The organism is Bradyrhizobium sp. UFLA05-153, assembly GCF_054185185.1.
On sequence record NZ_JBBIAM010000084.1, the window covers coordinates 23125 to 42348 of the forward strand.

18 protein-coding genes are annotated in these 19224 nt (G+C 63.4%); 11 read left to right on the forward strand and 7 right to left on the reverse strand.

Annotated features, from left to right (window positions below; genetic code table 11):
* Positions 1-37 precede the first annotated feature (37 nt).
* On the forward strand, positions 38-1096 hold the full coding sequence (locus Q2941_RS35405) for an efflux RND transporter periplasmic adaptor subunit (RefSeq protein ID WP_371260465.1): 1059 nt from the start codon (positions 38-40) through the stop codon (positions 1094-1096).
* Positions 1093-4164, forward strand: a complete 3072-nt coding sequence (locus Q2941_RS35410) for an efflux RND transporter permease subunit (RefSeq protein WP_458195346.1) — start codon at positions 1093-1095, stop codon at positions 4162-4164. The genes Q2941_RS35405 and Q2941_RS35410 overlap by 4 nt, the downstream gene beginning before the upstream one ends.
* Positions 4165-4669: 505 nt before the next feature.
* Here the strand turns inward: Q2941_RS35410 and Q2941_RS35415 are convergent.
* Together Q2941_RS35415 and Q2941_RS35420 are read right to left on the reverse strand one after the other, a co-directional pair.
* A complete protein-coding gene (locus Q2941_RS35415; protein WP_027520690.1) occupies positions 4670-5059 on the reverse strand; it encodes a tautomerase family protein in 390 nt (129 codons plus the stop codon).
* Between the two features lie 78 nt (positions 5060-5137).
* On the reverse strand, positions 5138-5608 hold the full coding sequence (locus Q2941_RS35420; RefSeq protein ID WP_027520689.1) for a PaaI family thioesterase: 471 nt from the start codon (positions 5606-5608) through the stop codon (positions 5138-5140).
* A 335-nt stretch (positions 5609-5943) separates the two neighbouring features.
* Here Q2941_RS35420 and Q2941_RS35425 point away from each other — a divergent pair, with 335 nt between their 5' ends.
* From Q2941_RS35425 to Q2941_RS35435, 3 genes are read left to right on the forward strand one after another with little or no spacing between them, the layout of a single operon-like run.
* Positions 5944-6630 carry an FABP family protein gene (locus tag Q2941_RS35425; protein ID WP_458195347.1) on the forward strand — a complete coding sequence of 229 codons (687 nt, stop codon included), beginning with the start codon at positions 5944-5946 and terminating at the stop codon, positions 6628-6630.
* A 21-nt stretch (positions 6631-6651) separates the two neighbouring features.
* Entirely contained in the window at positions 6652-7362 is a 711-nt protein-coding gene (locus Q2941_RS35430; RefSeq protein WP_254110182.1) for a RibD family protein, read from the forward strand.
* A gap of 9 nt (positions 7363-7371) precedes the next feature.
* Positions 7372-8652: a flavin monoamine oxidase family protein gene (locus Q2941_RS35435; RefSeq protein ID WP_458195348.1), complete on the forward strand. Its 1281-nt coding sequence runs from the start codon at positions 7372-7374 to the stop codon at positions 8650-8652.
* 99 nt (positions 8653-8751) lie between these two features.
* Here Q2941_RS35435 and Q2941_RS35440 read toward each other — a convergent pair whose 3' ends face one another.
* Complete coding sequence (locus tag Q2941_RS35440) at positions 8752-10884, reverse strand: methyl-accepting chemotaxis protein (protein WP_458195349.1); 2133 nt, start codon at positions 10882-10884, stop codon at positions 8752-8754.
* 290 nt (positions 10885-11174) lie between these two features.
* Between Q2941_RS35440 and Q2941_RS35445 the strand changes: the two genes are divergently transcribed.
* Positions 11175-11609 (forward strand): EVE domain-containing protein, encoded by a 435-nt coding sequence (locus Q2941_RS35445; RefSeq protein ID WP_458195350.1) that lies wholly within the window; start codon positions 11175-11177, stop codon positions 11607-11609.
* Between the two features lie 49 nt (positions 11610-11658).
* Here Q2941_RS35445 and Q2941_RS35450 read toward each other — a convergent pair whose 3' ends face one another.
* Together Q2941_RS35450 and Q2941_RS35455 are read right to left on the reverse strand one after the other, a co-directional pair.
* Positions 11659-11952, reverse strand: coding sequence for a hypothetical protein (locus Q2941_RS35450; RefSeq protein ID WP_458195351.1), 294 nt, complete (start codon positions 11950-11952; stop codon positions 11659-11661).
* Between the two features lie 129 nt (positions 11953-12081).
* Positions 12082-12429, reverse strand: coding sequence for a DUF3088 domain-containing protein (locus Q2941_RS35455; protein ID WP_458195352.1), 348 nt, complete (start codon positions 12427-12429; stop codon positions 12082-12084).
* 133 nt (positions 12430-12562) lie between these two features.
* Between Q2941_RS35455 and Q2941_RS35460 the strand changes: the two genes are divergently transcribed.
* The 4 genes from Q2941_RS35460 to Q2941_RS35475 all read left to right on the forward strand — a co-directional run bounded on the left by Q2941_RS35460 (position 12563) and on the right by Q2941_RS35475 (position 16871).
* Positions 12563-12928 carry a hypothetical protein gene (locus tag Q2941_RS35460; RefSeq protein WP_458195353.1) on the forward strand — a complete coding sequence of 122 codons (366 nt, stop codon included), beginning with the start codon at positions 12563-12565 and terminating at the stop codon, positions 12926-12928.
* A 12-nt stretch (positions 12929-12940) separates the two neighbouring features.
* Positions 12941-14071 (forward strand): tetratricopeptide repeat protein, encoded by a 1131-nt coding sequence (locus tag Q2941_RS35465; RefSeq protein WP_458195354.1) that lies wholly within the window; start codon positions 12941-12943, stop codon positions 14069-14071.
* A gap of 120 nt (positions 14072-14191) precedes the next feature.
* Positions 14192-16042: an AMP-dependent synthetase/ligase gene (locus Q2941_RS35470; RefSeq protein ID WP_458195355.1), complete on the forward strand. Its 1851-nt coding sequence runs from the start codon at positions 14192-14194 to the stop codon at positions 16040-16042.
* A 220-nt stretch (positions 16043-16262) separates the two neighbouring features.
* Entirely contained in the window at positions 16263-16871 is a 609-nt protein-coding gene (locus tag Q2941_RS35475) for a hypothetical protein (protein ID WP_458195356.1), read from the forward strand.
* 60 nt (positions 16872-16931) lie between these two features.
* Here the strand turns inward: Q2941_RS35475 and Q2941_RS35480 are convergent, their stop codons facing one another.
* On the reverse strand, positions 16932-17744 hold the full coding sequence (locus Q2941_RS35480; protein WP_458195357.1) for an AraC family transcriptional regulator: 813 nt from the start codon (positions 17742-17744) through the stop codon (positions 16932-16934).
* A complete protein-coding gene (locus Q2941_RS35485) occupies positions 17686-17892 on the reverse strand; it encodes a hypothetical protein (RefSeq protein ID WP_458195360.1) in 207 nt (68 codons plus the stop codon). The genes Q2941_RS35480 and Q2941_RS35485 overlap by 59 nt, the downstream gene beginning before the upstream one ends.
* A 434-nt stretch (positions 17893-18326) precedes the next feature.
* Between Q2941_RS35485 and Q2941_RS35490 the strand changes: the two genes are divergently transcribed.
* A complete protein-coding gene (locus Q2941_RS35490) occupies positions 18327-19151 on the forward strand; it encodes an outer membrane protein (RefSeq protein ID WP_458195358.1) in 825 nt (274 codons plus the stop codon).
* Positions 19152-19224 lie beyond the last annotated feature (73 nt).

Here is a 19224-nt window from a genome sequence, read left to right on the forward strand (position 1 = left end):
TCGAAGAACCCCTCGCCAGATCTCAACATTGGCGCTTGTGGCATCGATATGCGGTTTGATGCTCGGGGCGTGCGGAAGGGAAGCTGCAACGAATGATGCACCAGCGCCGCGGATCGTTCGCACAGCGACCATAGAAAAGCGCAAGGTCACGACGCCGCTGACATTTTCCGGGCGGATCGAGGCCGAGGATGAAGTCAATGCGGCATTCCGGATCTCGGGCCGCCTGCTGATCAATGACGCCAAGATAGGTGATCGGGTCAAGGCCGGTCAGGTTTTAGCGCGATTGGAGTCGCAGAATGAACTGAACACGTTGCGACAGGCGCAGGCATCCCTTGCCGCCGCTCAAGGGCAATTGACGCAGGCGCGCAATCACTTCGATCGTCAGGAGACGCTCCTGGCGCAGGGGTGGACCACGCGCGCCAACTTCGATGCCGCAACTCAGGCGCAGCAAACGGCGCAATCGCAGGTCGATGCGGCTGAAGCGCAGCTGAATTCCGCGCATGACCTGGTCGGCTTCACCGAACTGAAGGCCGATGCGCCCGGCGTGATCACCGCGAGCGGTCCCGGAGCCGGCGAGGTCGTTCAGGTCGGGCAGATGATCGCAAGGATCGCACGGCAGGACGGCCGCGATGCAGTATTCGATGTTCCCGCTCAATCGATCAGGTCCGCCTCGGCTGACACCGAAATCAACGTCAGCCTGGCAGATGATTCGTCAATAAGGGCGCAGGGACGAGTCCGCGAGGTTGCCGCACAGGCCAGCGCCGTCACCCGGACCTTCGAGGTCAGGGTAGGTCTGACGGATCCGCCACCAGCCATGCGCCTCGGCGCATCGGTCGTCGGGCGCGTGAACACGGATGCAGGGCCTATGATAGACATACCCTCCTCCGCATTGACCAGGATGAATCAGCGGCCCGCCGTATGGATCGTTGATCCGGCCACCAACACGGTGTCGGTCCGCAATGTGGATGTGTTGCGGTTCGACGAAGCGCAAGCAATCATTTCACAGGGACTCGACACCGGCGAAATCGTTGTCACCGCCGGAGTCCAGGCGCTTCATCCAGGTCAGAAGGTCCGCGTTCTCGGGTCAGAACCATGAGCGGAATCAATCTTTCCGATTGGGCGCTGAAGCACCGCTCGCTGGTCGTCTACATGATGATCATTGCGGTGGTCGCGGGTGGACTGTCCTATTTTCGGTTGGGTCGCAACGAAGATCCTGCCTTCATCATCAAAACCATGGTCGTCCAGGCCGCGTGGCCGGGCGCATCTGTGGAAGAAACCATGAAGCAGGTGACAGAGCGCCTCGAACGTCACTTGCAGGAAACGCCACACCTGGACTTTCTGCGAAGCTTCACAAGGGCAGGTGTCGCGACCGTCTTTGTGAATTTGGAGGGAAGCGCTACCGCGAAACAGGTCGCCGACACCTGGTACCACGTGCGCAAGACGATCGGAGACATGCGTCATACGCTGCCCGCCGGTGTGATCGGGCCCGGATTCAATGATGAATTCGGTGACACGTTCGGGATCATCTACGGCTTTACCAGTGACGGATTCACGCAGCGCGAGCTACGGGACCGGGTCGAAGACATCCGCTCGAAGTTGCTTCTCGTGCCTGACGTCTCGAAGATCGAACTCCTGGGCGAACAGGATGAGGTGATCTTCGTCGAGTTCTCCACCAAGGAGTTGGCAACCCTCGGAGTCGATCGCTCCGCGCTTATCGCGGCGCTTCAGGCGCAGAACAACGTGCGTCCGGCGGGAACGATACGGACCGGCACTGAGAGCATCTCGATCCGGGTGTCGGGCGGCTTCCAATCGGAGCAGGACATCGCCAACATCAATTTTTCCGCCGGCGGGCGCATGCTCCGCCTGAGCGATATTGCGCGGGTCCGGCGCGGGTTCACGGACCCGCCCCAGCCGATGTTTCGAGTCAACGGAAAGCCGGCAATAGGTCTTGCAATCTCCATGCGGGAAGGCGGGGATGTCCTCGCGCTTGGTGCCAACATCCGAAAGGCGATGGCGGAGATCACGGCGGAGCTGCCGATCGGAATCGAGCCCAGCCTGGTCGCGGACCAGCCCGTCGTGGTCGATCATGCCATCCGTGAGTTCATGGTTTCGCTGGTGCAGGCCATCGCCATCATCATGGTGGTGAGTTTCATCAGTCTCGGGATACGACCCGGTCTGATCATTGCGCTCGCCATCCCGTTCACGCTGGCAATCGTCTTTCCGATCATGCAACTCGCCAGCATAGACATGCAGCGAATATCGCTTGGCGCGCTGATCATCGCCCTTGCGCTCTTGGTTGATGACGCGATGACGACGACCGACGCGACGCTCAGCAAGCTGGCGGAGGGCGCCAGCAAGATCGAGGCGGCAACTTTTGCTTATCGGACCCATGCGATGGCGATGCTGGCGGGCACGCTGGTGACGATCGCGGGCTTCATACCGGTGGGTTTTGCTGCGAGCTCGGCCGGCGAGTACACCTTCTCGCTTTTCGCCGTAGTGACGATCGCGCTGCTGGTGTCCTGGTTCGTTGCGGTCATTTTCACGCCGCTGATGGGAGCGGCCATTCTGGTTCCGCCCAAGCAGCAGGACCCGGCAAAGCCGGGCGCGGTCTTCCGCATCTACCGGAGCTTCCTGACATTCGCGATGCGCGCGAAATGGTTGACGATTGCGGTCTCGTTAGCGCTCTTTGTCGCCTCGATCCTTGCACTGCCATTGATCCCGCGGCAGTTCTTTCCGTCGTCGGATCGGCCAGAACTGCTCGTCGACATCAGCCTGCCGCAAAACGCGTCGATCTTCGCAAGCGAGGCGGCTGCGAAGCGGTTCGAGGCGGCCCTCGCGGCAGATCCCGATGTGGCCCGCTGGAGCACCTATGTCGGGCGCGGCGCCATCCGCTTCTACCTGCCCCTCAACGTCCAGCTCCCGAACGATTTCTTCACCCAGGCCGTGGTGATCGCAAAGGACGTCGCCGCGCGCGAACGCTTGCATGCCCGGCTGGAAAAGCTGCTGGCGGAGTCGTTTCCAAAGGCAATTTCATTCGTATCGCCGCTCGAGCTTGGACCGCCGGTTGGCTGGCCTATCCAGTATCGGGTCAGCGGACCCGATGTGGAGCGGGTCCGTGAGATCGCACTTGAGATCGGACAGATCGTCGCGTCAAATCCGCAAACCCAGCAGGTCAACTTCGACTGGATGGAGCCCGATCGCCAGGTGCGCATTCGCGTCGACCAAAACGAGGCGCGACAGCTCGGTCTCAGTTCTCAGGCGATCTCGACCGTCCTGAACGCCGTGATCTCCGGCGCTCCCGTCACCCAGGTTCGCGACGACATCTATCTGGTCGACGTCCTGGCGCGCGCGACCGACGAGCAGAGGGTCTCGCTGAACAGCCTGCGCAGTTTACAGGTCCCGCTGCCGGGCGGACAGACCGTGCCGCTCAGCCAGTTCGCCTCCTTTGAATACGATCAGGAGTTTCCGCTGATCTGGAGGCGCGACCGCGTTCCGACCCTGACGGTTCAGGCTGCCCTTGTTGGCGGCACACTGCCGGAGAGCGTCGTCACGGCGCTGTCTCCAGCGATCGATAAGTTCAGAAAGGCCCTTCCGTCGTCCTATCACGTGGTCGTGGGCGGGACCGTCGAAGAGAGCCGGAAGTCGCAGGCATCGGTCCTGGCCGTGGTGCCGGTGATGCTGTTCGTCATGTTCACGGTGCTCATGATCAAGCTCCAAAGCTTCCCACGGCTGTTCATGGTCCTGAGCGTGGCGCCTCTCGGTCTGATTGGGGTCGTTGCAGCGTTGATGCTTTCCGGCAGACCGCTCGGATTCGTCGCCATCCTCGGCGTACTCGCGCTGCTCGGCATGATCAGCAAGAATGCGGTGATCCTGATCGGCCAGATTGATGCCGAACGTGCCCAGGGCAAGACGCCGTGGGACGCTGCGGTGGATGCCAGCAGCTCGCGCTTTCGGCCGATCATGTTGACGGCCGTGTCGACAGTCCTTGGAATGATTCCGATCGCGCCCACGGTATTCTGGGGACCGATGGCATTCGCGATCATGGGTGGCTTGCTGGTCGCGACGCTCCTTACGCTCGTTTTCCTGCCCACACTTTATGTCGCGTGGTTCGCTGAAACAGGTCGGGCCGACCCTTCCGCGCCGAAGATGCCATCAAGAGGGTAGGAACTTGGGAGTATCGTTGGTGTGCTGACGGCAGGCGGCGCCTGTCCGGCTGCGTGCTATTAGCCCGGCGCGCCTTGACTTGGATCAACCGCCGCACCCCGCAGCCAGTGTCTAAGTCATTGTTCGACGCACCTTCGGCTGAAGAGGTGTGACCAATCGTGAAGCCGCCGTTTGTTGGGACGGCGTGGCCGATTGGAGAACAAGCGATGCGTTCTATTTTGGCCTTAAGCCTTTTGGTCACCCTGTGTGGCTCTGCGAACGCGGCTACGGCGCATCCCGCACACCGGCGGCACGCTATTGTTCGACCCAACCAGGGCATGACCTACGTGCCACCTGCCTACCGGGCCGCCCCGTACAATAATTACAATGAACCGTATTTCGGCGCCTCCCAAGGTTACGCGCCCGGTGAGAAAGAACGATTTCTCGAAAGTGTGAGACGAAATCTTTAGACGCTCGTTCCAGAGGGCTGATAATCGGGGATGCGTCGCATCGCCAGGCTTGTCGACTATAGCCCGAGAACTGACTTAACCGATCCAGCTTCGCTGAAAGACCAATCAATGGGCTTGTTCTCAGTCAAGAAAATAATTGAGTTTGCCGGATCAAAGCCGATCTCGGCCAGTCGGCTGCGAACATCCTTGTACAAGGCTTCCTTTTGAGAGTCGGAGCGGCCCGCGAGCAACGTAATTTCAACGACAACAGTCGAGTTCGGATCGCGTTGCCCCAAGAAGGTCGGGTGGCAGATCATGTCGCCTGGGGGATACCGTGAGATCAGACAAAAGTCGTCGTCCGGGTTCACGCCGCAGGTGGCGACCAGGCTTGCATGGAGACACGCGTTGATGGCCTGGCATGTCTCAATTGCCAATGCCTGCGGAACATGAAGTCGGTTGAATGGCATCTGCCTTGCTCAGTCGAATACCCTTGCTGCACTAGCAGGAAACGTCCGATCTGAAAACCTGAACCGGGTGCAACAACGCTAGCTCGGAAAAATCAGGCAGGTCGTCGTGCCATGCGCGAGCAATCGGCCCCGGGTATCGGTTACGCGGCCTTCTGCCGTCCCGACGCGACGGCCGCAATTCAGGACTCTGCCTTCGGCCCTGATCTGGCCAGTCTCCAGCGTGATGGCTCGGACCAGCGAGATCTTGAACTCGAGCGTCGTGCTGCCAACGCCTCTTTCGAGCATCGACTGGATAGCGAGGCCCATGCAGCTATCGAGAAGCGTCGCCGTGAGACCACCATGCACCGTACCCCATGGATTGAGGTGCGCGCCTGTTGGATCGAGCGTGATGGCGACCCGACCGCTTTCGGCCTCCACCACGTCGTAGCCCAAGGTCTGCGCGATCGTGTTAAGAGGTAGTGCCCCGCTGGCAAGGCCCTTGACGAACTCCAGCCCGCTCATTTCCCTTTGTCGCTCGGGACTGACCGTCCCGTAGGTCCTGTTGGCCATGTTACCTTCGGTTCTCTCGGCAATGACTGTGCTCACGACATCCAACCGCAGGGTGCCAGCGAGAGCCACCCGAAACCTGACACGCTGGCCGCGCTGGCTTTTTCGGCTCCAAAGCGCGATGAGACCGGGATGAATCGTCATCGCGCTTTAGGTTGTTGTTTGAGCATAATCTCCGCGCAAACGCGCTCCGCATTTGTCGCGAGGGAAAACCGCTCCACACTTTTCCGGATCATGCCCTAAGTGGGCCCTTGCCCACTCGCGCTTGTGAAGGACGTGCTGAGCCACGCACACCACACTCGTGCTATTGCTGCTCCCGCACTCCCACGGAGGTCCCCATGCTCCCCATCCCCGCCGACATCTTCACCGAGCCCGACGACGTCTCCCCGGACGCTCTCGCCAATCTCGGACCGCTGCGCCATCTCGCCGGCGTGTGGCAGGCCGACAAAGGTGTCGATATCAACCCGAAGGCCGACGGGCCGGAGCGGCGGACATTCATCGAGCATATCCGGATGGATCCGATCGATCCGCAGGCCAACGGGCCGCAGCTCTTCTATGGGCTGCGCTATCACATCCACATCAACACGCCCGAGGAGGACATCACCTTCCACGACCAGGTCGGCTACTGGCTGTGGGAGCCGGCAACCGGGCTGATCATGCAGACGCTGGCGATTCCGCGAGGGCAGGTGCTGCTCGCGTCGGGCAATGCCACGCCGGATGATAAGAAGTTTTCCGTTACCGCGAAGCGCGGCGAGACGGCTTACGGGATCTGCTCGACCGACTTTTTGGAACAAGCCTTCCGCACCGACAGTTACCGCTGCGACATCACTTTCAACGATGATGGAAGCTGGACCTATCTCATCCAGACCGAGCTTTTCGTGCGAGGCGCGCCGTTCAATCATCGCGACACCAACACGCTCAAGCTGGTCGCGCCGCCAAAGCTCAATCCACTGGCGGTGATCGTGAACGATCGCGCCAAGAATCGCGTCAAGGATCGCATCAAGGGCGGCGGACCAGCGGCCTGAGAAGCAGCTACGGAGAATTGCATGAAGCCCCACGTTATCTGCCTGATGGCCTCGAGCGTCGACGGCCGTGTGCATCACAGCCGCTGGCGTCCGAAGGGCGCCGGTTCGGAGTGGTTCGAGCGGATACACGATGAGCTTGGCGGCGATGCCTGGCTGATCGGCCGCGTCACCGGCTCGGAGTTCGCCAAGGGCAAGCCGTATCCGACCACAACGACTGAGACTTTCCCGCGCGAGAACTGGTTTGCGCGGCGCGACGCGAAAGCCTACGGCGTGGTGCTCGATGCGCACGGCAAGATCGGCTGGGGCCGCTGCGACATCGGCGGCGATCCCATCGTGGTGGTGCTGACCGAGCGCGTGCCGGATGCGCATCTTGCTGGGCTCCGCGGCGAGGGCGTGTCCTACATCTTTGCGGGCAAGTCGGAGATCGACCTTCCGCTCACGCTTCAAATCCTCAATCGCGAGCTCGGCGTGAAGCGGTTGCTGCTGGAGGGCGGCGGCGCTGCCAACGGCGCATTTTTGCGCGCAGGCCTCATCGATGAGCTGAATCTGGTCCTCTGTCCGGCTGTGGACGGCGCCAGGGGCGCGCCGATCGTGTTCGACTCGGGCGATGCCGAGAGCGAGCAGCGTGCGCCCGTCACCGCGATGACGCTCGAGAGCACGCGGCCGCTCGGCGGCGGTGTGCTGCTGTTGCGCTACCTGATGCAGAACGATCCGAAAGCCGCGGGCCAGTAAAGTACGGGCATGGCGGACAAGTCAGAGCACATCCTCATCGTCGGCGCCGGCGCGGCCGGCCTGATGGCGGCGCGCGAGCTCGCACGTGCCGGCCGGCGGGTAACGATCCTGGAAGCGCGCACAAGGTGCGGCGGACGGATTCTTCCGCTTCCCGCCGCGGAGTTCGGATATGAAGCGGCCGGCGGCGCCGAGTTCGTCCATGGCGAGGCGCCGGTCACGCGCGCTTTGCTCGCCGAGGCGGGGCTTTCGCTGTCCACGATCGAGGGGACGCAATGGAACTTCGAGGGCGGAAAATTCTCGCGCGAGGCGCGCCACGATCCGCACGAGGCCGAGCTTCATCAGGTGGTGAAGGACTTGAAGGACGACCTGACCGTCGCCGAATTTCTGCGCCGGCATTTTGCGGGCAGCCAGTACGAGTCGTTGCGGCAGTCCGTCGAGCGGATGGTGGAAGGCTACGACGCCGCCGATCCCGCGCGTGCCAGCACGCTGGCGCTGCGCGACGAATGGATGGCTGGCGGGCGGCATATGCAGGCGCGTCCCGTCGGCGGCTATGGCGCTCTCATTGCATTTCTGGAGGCGGAGGGCCGTGCGCTTGGCGTCGATATCCATCTCGGCTGCGCCGTGTCAGGGATAGAGGAGGTGGGAGGCCGCATCGCCGTCCGCTGCGGCAATGGCGAGGTGCATCATGGCGACGCTGCGGTGCTCACCGTGCCGCTGCCGCTGCTCAAGGAGATCGCGCTGCCGCCCGTCGCGCGCGAGAAGGCTGCGGCGGCCGCGGATATCGGCTTCGGCAACGTCATCAAAATCCTGCTGCATTTCGAGAGCCGCTGGTGGCTCGACCGGCAGGCTGATTTCACAGACCTGACCTTCCTGCTCTCGGATGAACAAATCCCGGTGTGGTGGACGCAGCATCCGGCAGGGCATGCCGTGCTCACCGGCTGGTTCGGGGGCCCGCAGACCGCAGGCCTTGCCGGCCTCAGCGAGCCGGAGCTGATCGAGGCTGGGCTCGCCTCGCTTGCCGGCATCTTCGCACTGTCGCCGAATGATCTCGCGCAAAAGATCGCCGCCGCCCGCGCGATCAACTGGGCGCACGATCCCTTCGCGCGCGGCGCCTATTCCTGGGCCACGCCGCAGACGCGTGATGCGCAATCGATCCTCGCCAGCGCGGACGGCTCCACGGTGCTGTTCTCCGGCGAAGCCCTCTACCGCGGCAGCGACATGGGCACCGTCGAGGCGGCGCTGGCGAGCGGGCAGGAGACGGCGCGCATCATCCTGAAGGGGCGTGCCTAGCTCGCTTGGACATGATGATCTTTGGTTGGATTGGTGCGAAGTGCAGTTCGCCTCTCCCCGCAGGGGAGAGGTGAATGCTGTCCGCGGTTGCTGTTCAAACTAGGCCGCGCGCACCGATTCCAGGAAATTCCCGACCTCGAGCTTGAGGCGGCTGGAGTCGCGGGCCAGGAGCTGGGCGGCTGACAGCACTTGCGATGAGGCCGAGTCGGTCTGGCTCGCGCCGTCGCGCACGTCGGCGATATTTGCGGATACCTGCTCGGTGCCGAGCGCCGCCTGCTGGACGTTGCGGGCGATCTCCTGCGTGGCCGCGCCTTGCTCTTCGACGGCGGCGGCAATCGCCGAGGCGATTTCCGAAAGTTGCGCGATGGTGGCGCTGATCTCCCCGATGGCGCCGACCGACTCCTTCGTCGCCGCCTGGACGCCCATGATCTGCTGGTGGATTTCCTCGGTCGCTTTCGCGGTTTGCTGCGCCAGCGCCTTCACCTCCGCCGCGACCACGGCGAAGCCGCGGCCGGCTTCGCCGGCGCGCGCGGCTTCGATGGTCGCGTTCAGTGCCAGCAGATTGGTCTGGCTCGCGATCGAGTTGATCAACTCGACGACGTCGCCGATTCGGTCCGCTGCCTGCGACAGCTCTCCGACGCGCTTGTTGGTGTTGTGGGCCTGCTCGACCGCTTCGCTCGCCCTGCGCGCGGATTCCTGAACCTGCCGGCTGATCTCGGTCACCGACGAGGTGAGCTCTTCGGTGGCGGTGGCCACCGAGTTCACGTTGACGGAAGCTTCATCGGAGGCCGCTGCGACCGCAGTGGTGAGCTTCTGCGAGCGGTTGGCCGTTGCCGTCAGCGTGCCGGCGGAAGCCTCGAGCTCCGTCGCCGCGGAGGACACCGTGCCGACGATCTCACCGATCACGGCCTCGAAATCGCGGGTGATGGCGTCGGCCCGGCGGCCGCGCTCGATCTGCGCCTCGGCTTCGCGTGCAGCCGCTTCATCCGCGAGCTTCTTCGCGATCAGCGCGTCCTTGAAGATTTGCAGCGCGTTGGCCATGGTGCCGATCTCGTCCTTGCGATGTCCGTCCGGGATCTCGACGCCGAGCTCCCGGTCGGCAAGCCGCAGCGTCGCTCCGGTCAGCCGCGCGAGTGGCCGGATCACGTGGCGCATCGCCACGAACACCACTACGATCGAGGCGGCGAGCACGACGAACAGCACCGCGATAGCCCAGCTCAGCCGCATCTGGGCCTCAGCGATCGCGGCGTCATTGGCTTTGTGGGCAAAGTCGAGGGCAGCGTCGCGCAGGCTCAGCACGCTGTTCAGGGTACCGGCGATCCAGGCGGGCCACTCGGCTTCACTGGCCGGAGAAGGGCGGCCCTCGCGCGCGGCCGCGGAGACCTCGTGAAACCGCGGCTCGCCTTCGGTCATGAGCTTGGCGCGCACCTGGTCGATCGAGCGAACGAGCTCCGGCGCGCTGCCGGCATTGCTGACGCCCTGCTCAATCTGGCGCCAGAGCAGGCCGACCTGGCCGGTCAATTCGGTGACCTCGACGTTCTGGGCGGCAGACAAGGGCTGGTTGCGGACGAAGAGGCCGAGGATCGCCGTGCGCGCACCATTGGTGGTGCGCATGGCTTGTGCGCTTTGCGCGAGCTGCGCCGACGGCAACAGGTTTTCTATGTCGCTGCCGGTGCGCGACAGGTTGATCAGGACCTCGCCGGTCGCGGCGGTGAGGGAGTCGACGGCGCGCGCAAGCCCGTCCACGATCGCGGTCTGGCTGTTGGGCGGGCGTTGCGCCTTGGCCATGACCGCCGCCTGACGCCCAGCACTGCGGGTTCGTTGCAAGGCAAGCTCGGCAGCCTCAATCGATGCGACCGGAAGGTCCGCCGCGCCAACGGCCTTCTTGGCCGCGCTGATGGCAGCATCGGTGCCGGCGACAACTTTGTCCAAGGCCGACAATTTTTCGGACGTGGCCGCTTCGGCTGTCGGGCCCGTAACCGCAAACCAAGCGGTACGCTCGGCCGGAATCAGGCTGTTGGCCTTCATCACCAGTTCGAATGCGGTGAGCGCGCGCGCTGCCGCTTCCCGCTTGCGCAGATCACGCCATCCATCCCAGGCGACCGAAACGGCGAAGGCCAAGGCGAGGAGGCCCGTAATCAGATTGCCAGCCAGGATTTTCCATCGCAGGCTGATCCCGCGCTTCGAGCGATTTGCGGATGAGTGCTCAGACGGCGAAGGAAGCTCTGACATCGGTTGGACCAAACTTATCCGGGCGTTTTCACGATAGGCTCGGCCAGCGGCCGACTCTCGCCACTAGTCTACTTAAGTAATTGCAACTAAGACGTTAAGTGTGCTTGCGGCCGGCCTGGACGCGATGCTGCTTATCGCGGCAGGCACAAGCTCGAACGGCCGCGGAGGGACGGCTGACGGATCCTGATTCTCGGCGTGTCCGGCTTGGCCGAACCCGTGCGCCGAATGGCTGCTGCCAGAATCTGACACGGCCTGCTGCTAAAGGGCGGGCAACTGTCGGAGGACCTCGCATGAAGCACTGGATCGCCGTCGCCTCGGCCAAGCACGTCCGGATCGGGCGTGCGCATGGCTTCATGCAGGTCTGCCACGGCAAAGGCGGCCCGCTGCGGCGGATCTCGCCGGGCGATCGCGTCGCCTACTACTCGCCGACCGAAACTTTTGGCGGCAAGGATCGGCTCCAGGCCTTCACCGCGATCGGCGTGGTCAAGCCGGGCGTGCCCTACCAGGCCGACATGGGCGGCGGCTTCCACCCGTTCCGCCGCGACGTCGCATGGAGTGACGCTGCCGAGGTGCCGATCCGGCCGCTGCTCGAAAGTCTCGCCTTCACGCGCGACAATCCGAACTGGGGCTACAAGCTGCGTCTCGGCCTGTTCGAGATTTCAAGCGAAGACATGGAGCTGATCCGCCACTTGGCGTCATCGAACCGGCCGTTGCTGCTGGTCTGACGACGCAGACTTCCAGGCAAAAAGCCCGCATCGCTGCGGGCTCTTCTTCTCACCAGCGGTGGCCGCCATAATAGCCGTGGGGCCTGCCGTGATAGACATGTGGTCGCGGATAGTAGCCGTAGCTCCGGTAGTGGGGGCGATAGTAGCCGTGAGGCCGCCAATGATGATGGCGCGGGCCGTGCCAGTGATGATGCCGGCCTTGCGCGCTGATGTCGGTCGATGGGCTGGCCTGCATGTGCGGCTTTGCCGCGGTCTTGGCTGCGTCCTCGCCGGCGGCGTTCGCCGCGGATGAGGTTGCGAGCGCTGCAGCAGCAACAGCTATCGCCACAAAGAGATTTTTCATTCCGTCACTCACTCCAATTGATGTGCGAGGCAATAACGGAATGAGCGGCCTGCGCGTTCCGGCGACAAAGTGCCGCCTTGATCGGCGCTTTGCCGGCACAGAATCGCCGCAAGGCTTGACGTGCCGGCATCACGGATGCGGATCGGGAAAGCAGTGCCGCTCGGTGAGCGCGGCCAGGATCTTGTCCTTGTCGGCGATGAACGCGCGCCCCCGATGGCTGCCGGTCTGATGCGGCGACGTGACGCCGTCAGCGAGCACGAGCAGCGGCAGCGATTGATTCTCTTCGCCCACGAGGTCGATGACGGCCTGTCGCGGCCGCGGCCAGGCGATGCGCTCGATGTCGATCTTGTTGGCGAGGTCGGGAAACGAGGCGAGCACTCCTTCGATCAGTGCGCAGTGCCAGCAATAGAAGTTTTGGCCCGGATAGGCCGGATCGACAAAGCCGGGGCGCAAAAGAAACAGGTGGTCGCGGGTCATGGAAATCAAGCCCCTGTTGCTGAGGTCTCAGAATACTATGGCAGGGAGCCATACAACACATTCGCGGTTGACGCCTGAACGTGTTGGCCGCCCGGCGCGACAGATGCACAGGATTCACGTCAAGAGTTTTGTCATGAAGCTCGCCGCCATCCTCTGCACCGTCTCGTTGTTCGCCCTACATGCGGGTGCCGCGGCCGCGAAGTCGATCACCTGCTCCTACCCGCAAGACCAGGAGCTGACGTTCGAGGTGCCGAAAAAGCAGGGTGGCCTGCCGCCGATCGATTTCGATTATCCGTCGAAGGTCACGCTGTTCAGCTTCCGCGACGACAATCTCCTGGTCGTCGCCATGGACGAGTCGGACAAGAGCCGTGTCCGGGTCGTGATCTCGGCGCAGCGCGACAAGGCCAAGGGCATCTACGCCGGGCAGATCGTGACCGATCTCGGCGGCAACCAGCTCATGCTCGATAATGGCCCCGTCACCTGCAAGGTGAAGGGTTGACGGAGCCGATGCATGAGCACGCTCCTTCGCCTGGCAACAGTCATCATGCTGTCGATTGCATTCCAGGGCGTCGCCATGGCGGCTGACGAAAAGCCCTGCCATGAGAGCGCTGATGATGCGGCGATCGCCCGTTGCCGCGCGGCCGTGACGAGCGGGGCGGTAACGCCGCGCGATCTCGCCAGCATGCTCTGGGAGCGCGGGCGCAACACGATGCGCGCGGATGATCTCGATGGTGCGTTAACCGATCTCGACGCCGCGATCGCGGTCGACCCGACCCTTGCCGCGGCGTTCAACAGCCGCGGCGTGGCGCTTCGCCGGCAGCAGCGCTATGAGAAGGCGCTGGCCGATTTCGACGCGGCGATGCGGCTCGACCCGGCCAATGCGATCTTCCCGGCCAACCGCGGCCGGACCAGGCAGGAGATGCGGGATCTCGACCATGCGATGGCCGATTATGACCGCGCACTCAGGCTTGATCCCAAGCAGCTCACCGCCCTCTATGGCCGCGCGATGGTGCACCATGCACGCCGCGAGCTCGACGCCGCGATCGCGGGCTTCAACGCGGCGCTGGCGATCGATCCGAACAACGCCATCGGGCTCGCCAATCGCGCCGACGCTTTCGACGACAAGGGCGAATTCGATCGCGCCATCAGGGATTACAGCGAGGCGCTGCGAATCGACGCGCATTATGCCGCGGCGCGGATCGGCCGCGGCCGCGCCTATCAGGAAATGGGCAACTACGGGGCGGCAATCGCTGATTACAGCGCGGTCCTCGCGATCGATCCGAAGGACGTCTATGCCCTGCATAATCGCGCAGCCGCCTACGTCCGCACCGGCGATTTCGATTCCGCGATCGCGGACGCAAGCCAGTCGATCGCGCTCGATCCGAACGACAGTACCGCCTATCTCAACCGGGGCAGCGCCCATGCGTTCAAGCGCGACTATGCGAGCGCGATCGCCGACTATTCGCAGGCGCTGCGCGTCAACCCGGACGATGTCGATGCGCTCACCGCCCGCGGCCGGGCCTACGAGGAAATCCGCGACTTCGACCATGCGAGCGCCGACTACGCCCGCGCCCTGAAACTGAAGCCGCAGGCGCGCGAGATCCGCGAGCGCCTGGAGAAGACGAGAGAGCGGGCGCGCTGACTTTCAAGTTCGGCGTTGGGCGCTCGGCGTTTTTTGCTGACGATCAATGTGAGGCATCGCCGGTCGCGCTAGGTATCGGTCTCCAAATAGCGGCGATTCGCGAGTACACTAGAAGACGTCATGGCAGATCACGTCACTCAGACGCAAGGTGATCCGCGCACTCTGGCGGAGGTGATGACCTTGCCGCAGCTGTTGCGCTGGCGCATAGCCTTGACGCCGGGCAGGGAAGCCTATCGCCAATACGATGCGACGGCGGGACGCTGGGCGAGCCATTCCTGGGGACAGATCGATGCCGAATTCGAGCGCTGGCGGCGGGCGCTCGCCGCCGAGGGTCTTGCGGCCGGCGAGCGGGTAGCGATCCTGATGCCCAACGGCCTCGCGCATGTCGCGATGGACCAGGCCGCGTTGTCGCGCGGTCTCGTGCCGGTGCCGATGCACGCCGTCGACAACCCCGACAGCATCGCCTACATCCTCGGCGATTCCGGCGCCCGCCTGCTGTTCGTGGATACGCTGGAGCGCTGGCAGGCGATCGTCGCGACCGGGCAGCCGGTCCCGGGTCTCGCGCGCGTCGTCTGCGCGAGTTTGTCAGAGGCATCGCCGACCGACGCCCGCGTCATCGCGCTCGATTGCTGGCTCTCATCGAAGGCCGGCGGCCCCGCGATGGCTGACGTTGCTGTCCGCGCAGATGATCTCGCCGCCATCGTCTACACCTCGGGCACCACCGGGCGGCCGAAGGGGGTGATGCTGTCGCATGGCAACGTCGTTGCGAATGTGAAGGCGATCGCGCGGCGCATCGCCGCCGAGCCGGACGACGTCTTCCTCTCCTTCCTGCCGCTCTCGCACACGTTCGAACGCACCGGCGGTTACTACTATCCGATCGCGGCGGGCGCCTGTGTCGCCTATGCGCGTTCGGTGTCGCAGCTCTCCCAGGACTTGAAGCATGTGCAGCCGACGGTACTGATTTCAGTACCGCGGATCTATGAGCGCATTTTTGCGCTGATCATGCAGCACCGTGAAGCGGCCGGCCGCGTCGAGCGCGTCCTGTTCGATTTCACCCTTGCCGTCGGCGGCCGGCGCTTTGACGCGCGGCAGGGGAGGCGCTCTCTCTCGCTGTTCGACCGGCTGGCCTGGCCGATCCTGAAGCGCCTCGTCGCCGACAAGGTGCTGGCACAGTTCGGTGGGCGCTTGCGCGTTGCCGTCTCGGGCGGCGCGCCGATCGCAGAGCCGGTCATCCGCCTCTTTCTCTCGCTCGGGCTCGAGGTCCTGCAAGGCTACGGCATGACCGAGACCTCGCCGGTCGTCTCCGTCAACACCGCCGAGGACAACGACCCGCGCTCGGTCGGCCACGTCCTCGACGGCATCGAGGTCAAGCTCGCCGACAAGGACGAGTTGCTCGTCCGCGGCCCGAGCGTGATGCTCGGCTATTGGCACCGGGAGGAGGAGACGCGCCGCGTCAAGGAGGCCGATGGATGGCTGCACACCGGCGACCAGGCGCGCATCGAGCATGGCCGCATCACCATCACCGGCCGCATCAAGGACATCCTCGTCACCTCCACCGGCGAGAAGATCGCGCCGGTCGATCTCGAAACCGCGATCCTTGCCGATCCCCTGTTCGAGCAGGCCTTCGTGATCGGCGAGCAGCGACCTTTCCTCACGGCCTTCGTGGTGCTCAATGCCAAGACGTGGGAGCAGGAGCAGCAGAGGCTCGCGGGACTCGGCAAGCAGGGCGAGGGCGGGGAGCGTGCCGCTCTGCTCGCGCGGATCGCCGCGGCCGTGAAGGACTATCCGGCCTATGCGACGCCGCGCGCGGTGTCGTGGTCGCTGGAGCCGTGGACGATCGCGGCGGGATTGTTGACACCAACGTTGAAGAACAAGCGTCCCGCGCTGGAGCATCGCTTCGCCGCGGAGATCGAGCAGGTATATGCAAGGAGGCCGCCGCTGGCGCCGAGGCCGGCGCCTCCTGCACTTTGATCGTGCCGCTATCGGGCGGCGAGCGACATGAGCAGATTCAGTCTGTGATTGCGCGTGCAATTTGCACGGTTGCCAGCATCATCTATTTACCAAGATGACTGCCTGTCGTGACCGGCTGAACGTTTGCCGTTCAGTTCCTAGACGATGGAGCCCCCAGCCCGGTAGGACCTCGGAACGATTGAGCCCCGCTTGGCTGGCTAGGGCGGATCGCCTGGTCGCGATGCAGAATATCCCGGATCCGTTGCAGGACACGGGCTTGTGGGGCGGATTTGCCTGGCGAACGGCGCAGCTGCAAATACGAAGTCAGCGATGTCGCGCTCGCGAGCGGGATTCCCTTCCCACTTCAGCGCGGCTGCTCAACCGGACGCAATGGTGTGACGCAATGATAATTCGCATATTGGATGTTCTCGTACGCCTGGCCAGAAGGTTGGATGCGATTCGCTTCAAGAAGGTGATGCGGTTGATGATGTGCGACGTCGAGACGGATTTTCTGTGCGTTGCCTCGATCGTCCGCTCGATCGATCACGCGCTCTCTGTGGCCGAAGCCGAACGGGCGACGGTCAGTTTGCGAATTGATAATATCCTGGCGCGCGCCGCGGTGACGAGCGGCAACGACGTCGACGAGTATGTGACCCGTGATTCGCTCGACATCCATCACCAAAATCTGTTCGACACGGAAATCTCAGACGGTCGGCTCCGGTTGGAGCAGTTGTCGCAGAACATCAAGCATTTCCGCTTTTTGAGAGAGGCGCTGCTGACGCGGTTTCCAGATCTCAAGATGGTGTCCGATACCGGCATGGCGACCCCGTTGTTGCGGAGTCCTTTCTGATCGATGAGATCCGGTCTTCCAGCCGGACCCGACCTGTGTCGCTTTGATCGATGCTTGCTCTCAAACGCCGCGCATGTCGGATGGCGTCACGCCGAACCGGCCTCGGAATACGCGGTTGAAATAGGACACGTCGGGGAATCCCGCGGAATGGGCGAGGTCGCTGATCTTGCGCCATCGGTTGAGAGGATCGAGCAGCAGCTTGCGCACGAGCAGCAGGCGCTGCTCGAGGAGGAATTCGGTGAACGTGGTTCCCGTCTGTTCGAACATGCGCTGGGCATGGCGCGGACTAACGCCCGCATTCTGCGCGACCGAATAGATCGTCAGATCACCCCGGCTCAGATTGGCGATGACGTCGGCGCGCATGAGGTCGAGCCGCACGGCAGAATACCCTCTGTTCGCCAGTTCGGTGCGGTCGGCGTCTGTCCGCAGCAACAGGGCGACGAGATCGACCATGTGTTGCGCCATCAGGTGCTGGCCGACCACGTCGGTGTGCGGGCCAAGATTGGCGGCAAGAGCGTGGTAGCGAACGATGGCTTCTCTGATGGGAGCTTGATCGCCAAGAACCAGCGCCAGCCGGTCCTCGGCCTCGGGGCAGACCGCCAACAGCATGGATCGCGGGATGCGTACGGTCTTGACCTCGCAGTTGTTGCTGATGCCCGTGCCACAGAGCACGCTCATGTCCGCGAGACACATCTGCGAATCCGACAGTTCGATCGACTGTCGCTCGTGCGATACCAGCACGCGGCCGGACGTCGCGAGGACGAGACACATGCCGTCGAAACCGTCCTTCAGGGTTTCGCGGGTGCGCAAGAGTTCAGCCGACGACCCGCTCAAGGCGGCCAACAGGATGCCCCCGAGCAGGCTGACTTGCAATGTGGATGCTGTTGCCTTCGCTCGGCTTGATGTCAGCCCGGCACATGCACCGGCACAATTCCTCGCGCCATCGTTCGTAATCGCGTCCGTGCGGTGCGCCCGTATAACTGTTGATGAAGAAGTTCGGCGCGCCCGCTTGTTGCATCATGACTCCTTCGCTCGCGACAGCCCAAAATAGTCGGAGATCGCGCGCAAGCGAAAGGCCAGCGCCAGCGGAGATCGCCTCAATCTACACGATTGGCGCTGGAGTCCAATCGGGGCGAACCCGGTATCTCCCGCGCTTTGATCGTAGCGCCATCAAGCGGCGAGCCATGCGGGCAGATTCAGTCTGCAGTTGCGCTTGAAGCCACTTTGGGGCGCTTCTGCCCGTGGCCGTTCTGCATCACGGCGCCGCCGTCACGCCCGCAGGGCGCTGATGGTGAAACGATTGGCGGTGCGTTCCAAGACGGCGACAGGTTCGTCGGACTATCCTCAATCTGCGCCGGTCGGATACAGCCGTGCCGACGGATCCGGCTATAGACGAAACGCAGAAACGGATGGTGTGCTCGCACCGTCCACATGGGCAAAAGTTTGGGGTTTGACATGAAGAAGATTTTGCTGACGCTGACGCTGATAGCGGTGGCGGCGATGGCCGGATCGGCCTCAGCGGCCGACCTCGCGGCCCGGCCCTATGTCAAGGCCCCGATGCCCGCGCCGGTCGCGAGCTGGACCGGATTCTACATTGGTGGCGACGTTGGAGGCGCGTGGGCGCGTACGTCGGTTGCGAACAACTTCCTTCCGAACAGCGCTAAGTTTGGGGCCGACAATGAGGTCTTCAACAACAGCGCCGCTTCGGTGACGGGCTCAATTCATGCCGGATATAATTGGCAGGTGTCGCCGCAGGCGGTCGTGGGTATCGAAGCCGATTGGACAGGCCTGAAGGCGAACAGCAGTGCCACCACAATCTGGACGGCTGGGGGCGCGGCGTCGTGTACTTTTATTCCTGCGGCGAGCTGCTTCACGACAATTTCAACGAATCTGTCCTGGCTCGCGACCGTCCGCGGTAGAGTCGGCGTGCTCGTTGCACCGAACGTCCTCCTGTATGCGACCGGTGGCGTCGCTTGGGGCAAGCGGGACTACTTCGGCGAGGGCAGCAATTCCACTGGCTACGACGCGGTGTTCAGGGGATCGTCTTCCTCGAACACGGGCTACGTCGTGGGCGCTGGCGCAGAATGGATGGCCGCCGCGAACTGGATCGTGAGGGCTGAATACCTCTACTACAGCTTGGGCAAGGGCCCGAACGTCTCCGTGTTCTCGGCTGGGTTTCCAACCTTCGGCAACAATTTCTCTTGGGATCGCACCAACATCAACACGGTGCGGGTCGGCCTCAGCTACAAATTTGGTGGTCCTGTCGTCGCCAAGTACTAGGTGGTGTGGACTCTAAGGATTCCCTTTTGAGAGCAAATCAGATTCAAGGCTTCTTTTTGGGAGCCGGCCTTGG

Coding starts and splice junctions, on each gene's coding strand:
- Q2941_RS35410 (WP_458195346.1), top strand. CDS start 1,093: ATGAGCGGAATCAATCTTTCCGATTGGGCGCTGAAGCACCGCTCGCTG.
- Q2941_RS35425 (WP_458195347.1), top strand. CDS start 5,944: ATGCTCCCCATCCCCGCCGACATCTTCACCGAGCCCGACGACGTCTCC.
- Q2941_RS35420 (WP_027520689.1), bottom strand. CDS start 5,608: ATGGCCAACAGGACCTACGGGACGGTCAGTCCCGAGCGACAAAGGGAA.
- Q2941_RS35465 (WP_458195354.1), top strand. CDS start 12,941: ATGAGCACGCTCCTTCGCCTGGCAACAGTCATCATGCTGTCGATTGCA.
- Q2941_RS35415 (WP_027520690.1), bottom strand. CDS start 5,059: ATGCCATTCAACCGACTTCATGTTCCGCAGGCATTGGCAATTGAGACA.
- Q2941_RS35460 (WP_458195353.1), top strand. CDS start 12,563: ATGAAGCTCGCCGCCATCCTCTGCACCGTCTCGTTGTTCGCCCTACAT.
- Q2941_RS35455 (WP_458195352.1), bottom strand. CDS start 12,429: ATGACCCGCGACCACCTGTTTCTTTTGCGCCCCGGCTTTGTCGATCCG.
- Q2941_RS35490 (WP_458195358.1), top strand. CDS start 18,327: ATGAAGAAGATTTTGCTGACGCTGACGCTGATAGCGGTGGCGGCGATG.
- Q2941_RS35475 (WP_458195356.1), top strand. CDS start 16,263: ATGCAGAATATCCCGGATCCGTTGCAGGACACGGGCTTGTGGGGCGGA.
- Q2941_RS35435 (WP_458195348.1), top strand. CDS start 7,372: ATGGCGGACAAGTCAGAGCACATCCTCATCGTCGGCGCCGGCGCGGCC.
- Q2941_RS35470 (WP_458195355.1), top strand. CDS start 14,192: ATGGCAGATCACGTCACTCAGACGCAAGGTGATCCGCGCACTCTGGCG.
- Q2941_RS35485 (WP_458195360.1), bottom strand. CDS start 17,892: ATGATGCAACAAGCGGGCGCGCCGAACTTCTTCATCAACAGTTATACG.
- Q2941_RS35430 (WP_254110182.1), top strand. CDS start 6,652: ATGAAGCCCCACGTTATCTGCCTGATGGCCTCGAGCGTCGACGGCCGT.
- Q2941_RS35445 (WP_458195350.1), top strand. CDS start 11,175: ATGAAGCACTGGATCGCCGTCGCCTCGGCCAAGCACGTCCGGATCGGG.
- Q2941_RS35450 (WP_458195351.1), bottom strand. CDS start 11,952: ATGAAAAATCTCTTTGTGGCGATAGCTGTTGCTGCTGCAGCGCTCGCA.
- Q2941_RS35440 (WP_458195349.1), bottom strand. CDS start 10,884: ATGTCAGAGCTTCCTTCGCCGTCTGAGCACTCATCCGCAAATCGCTCG.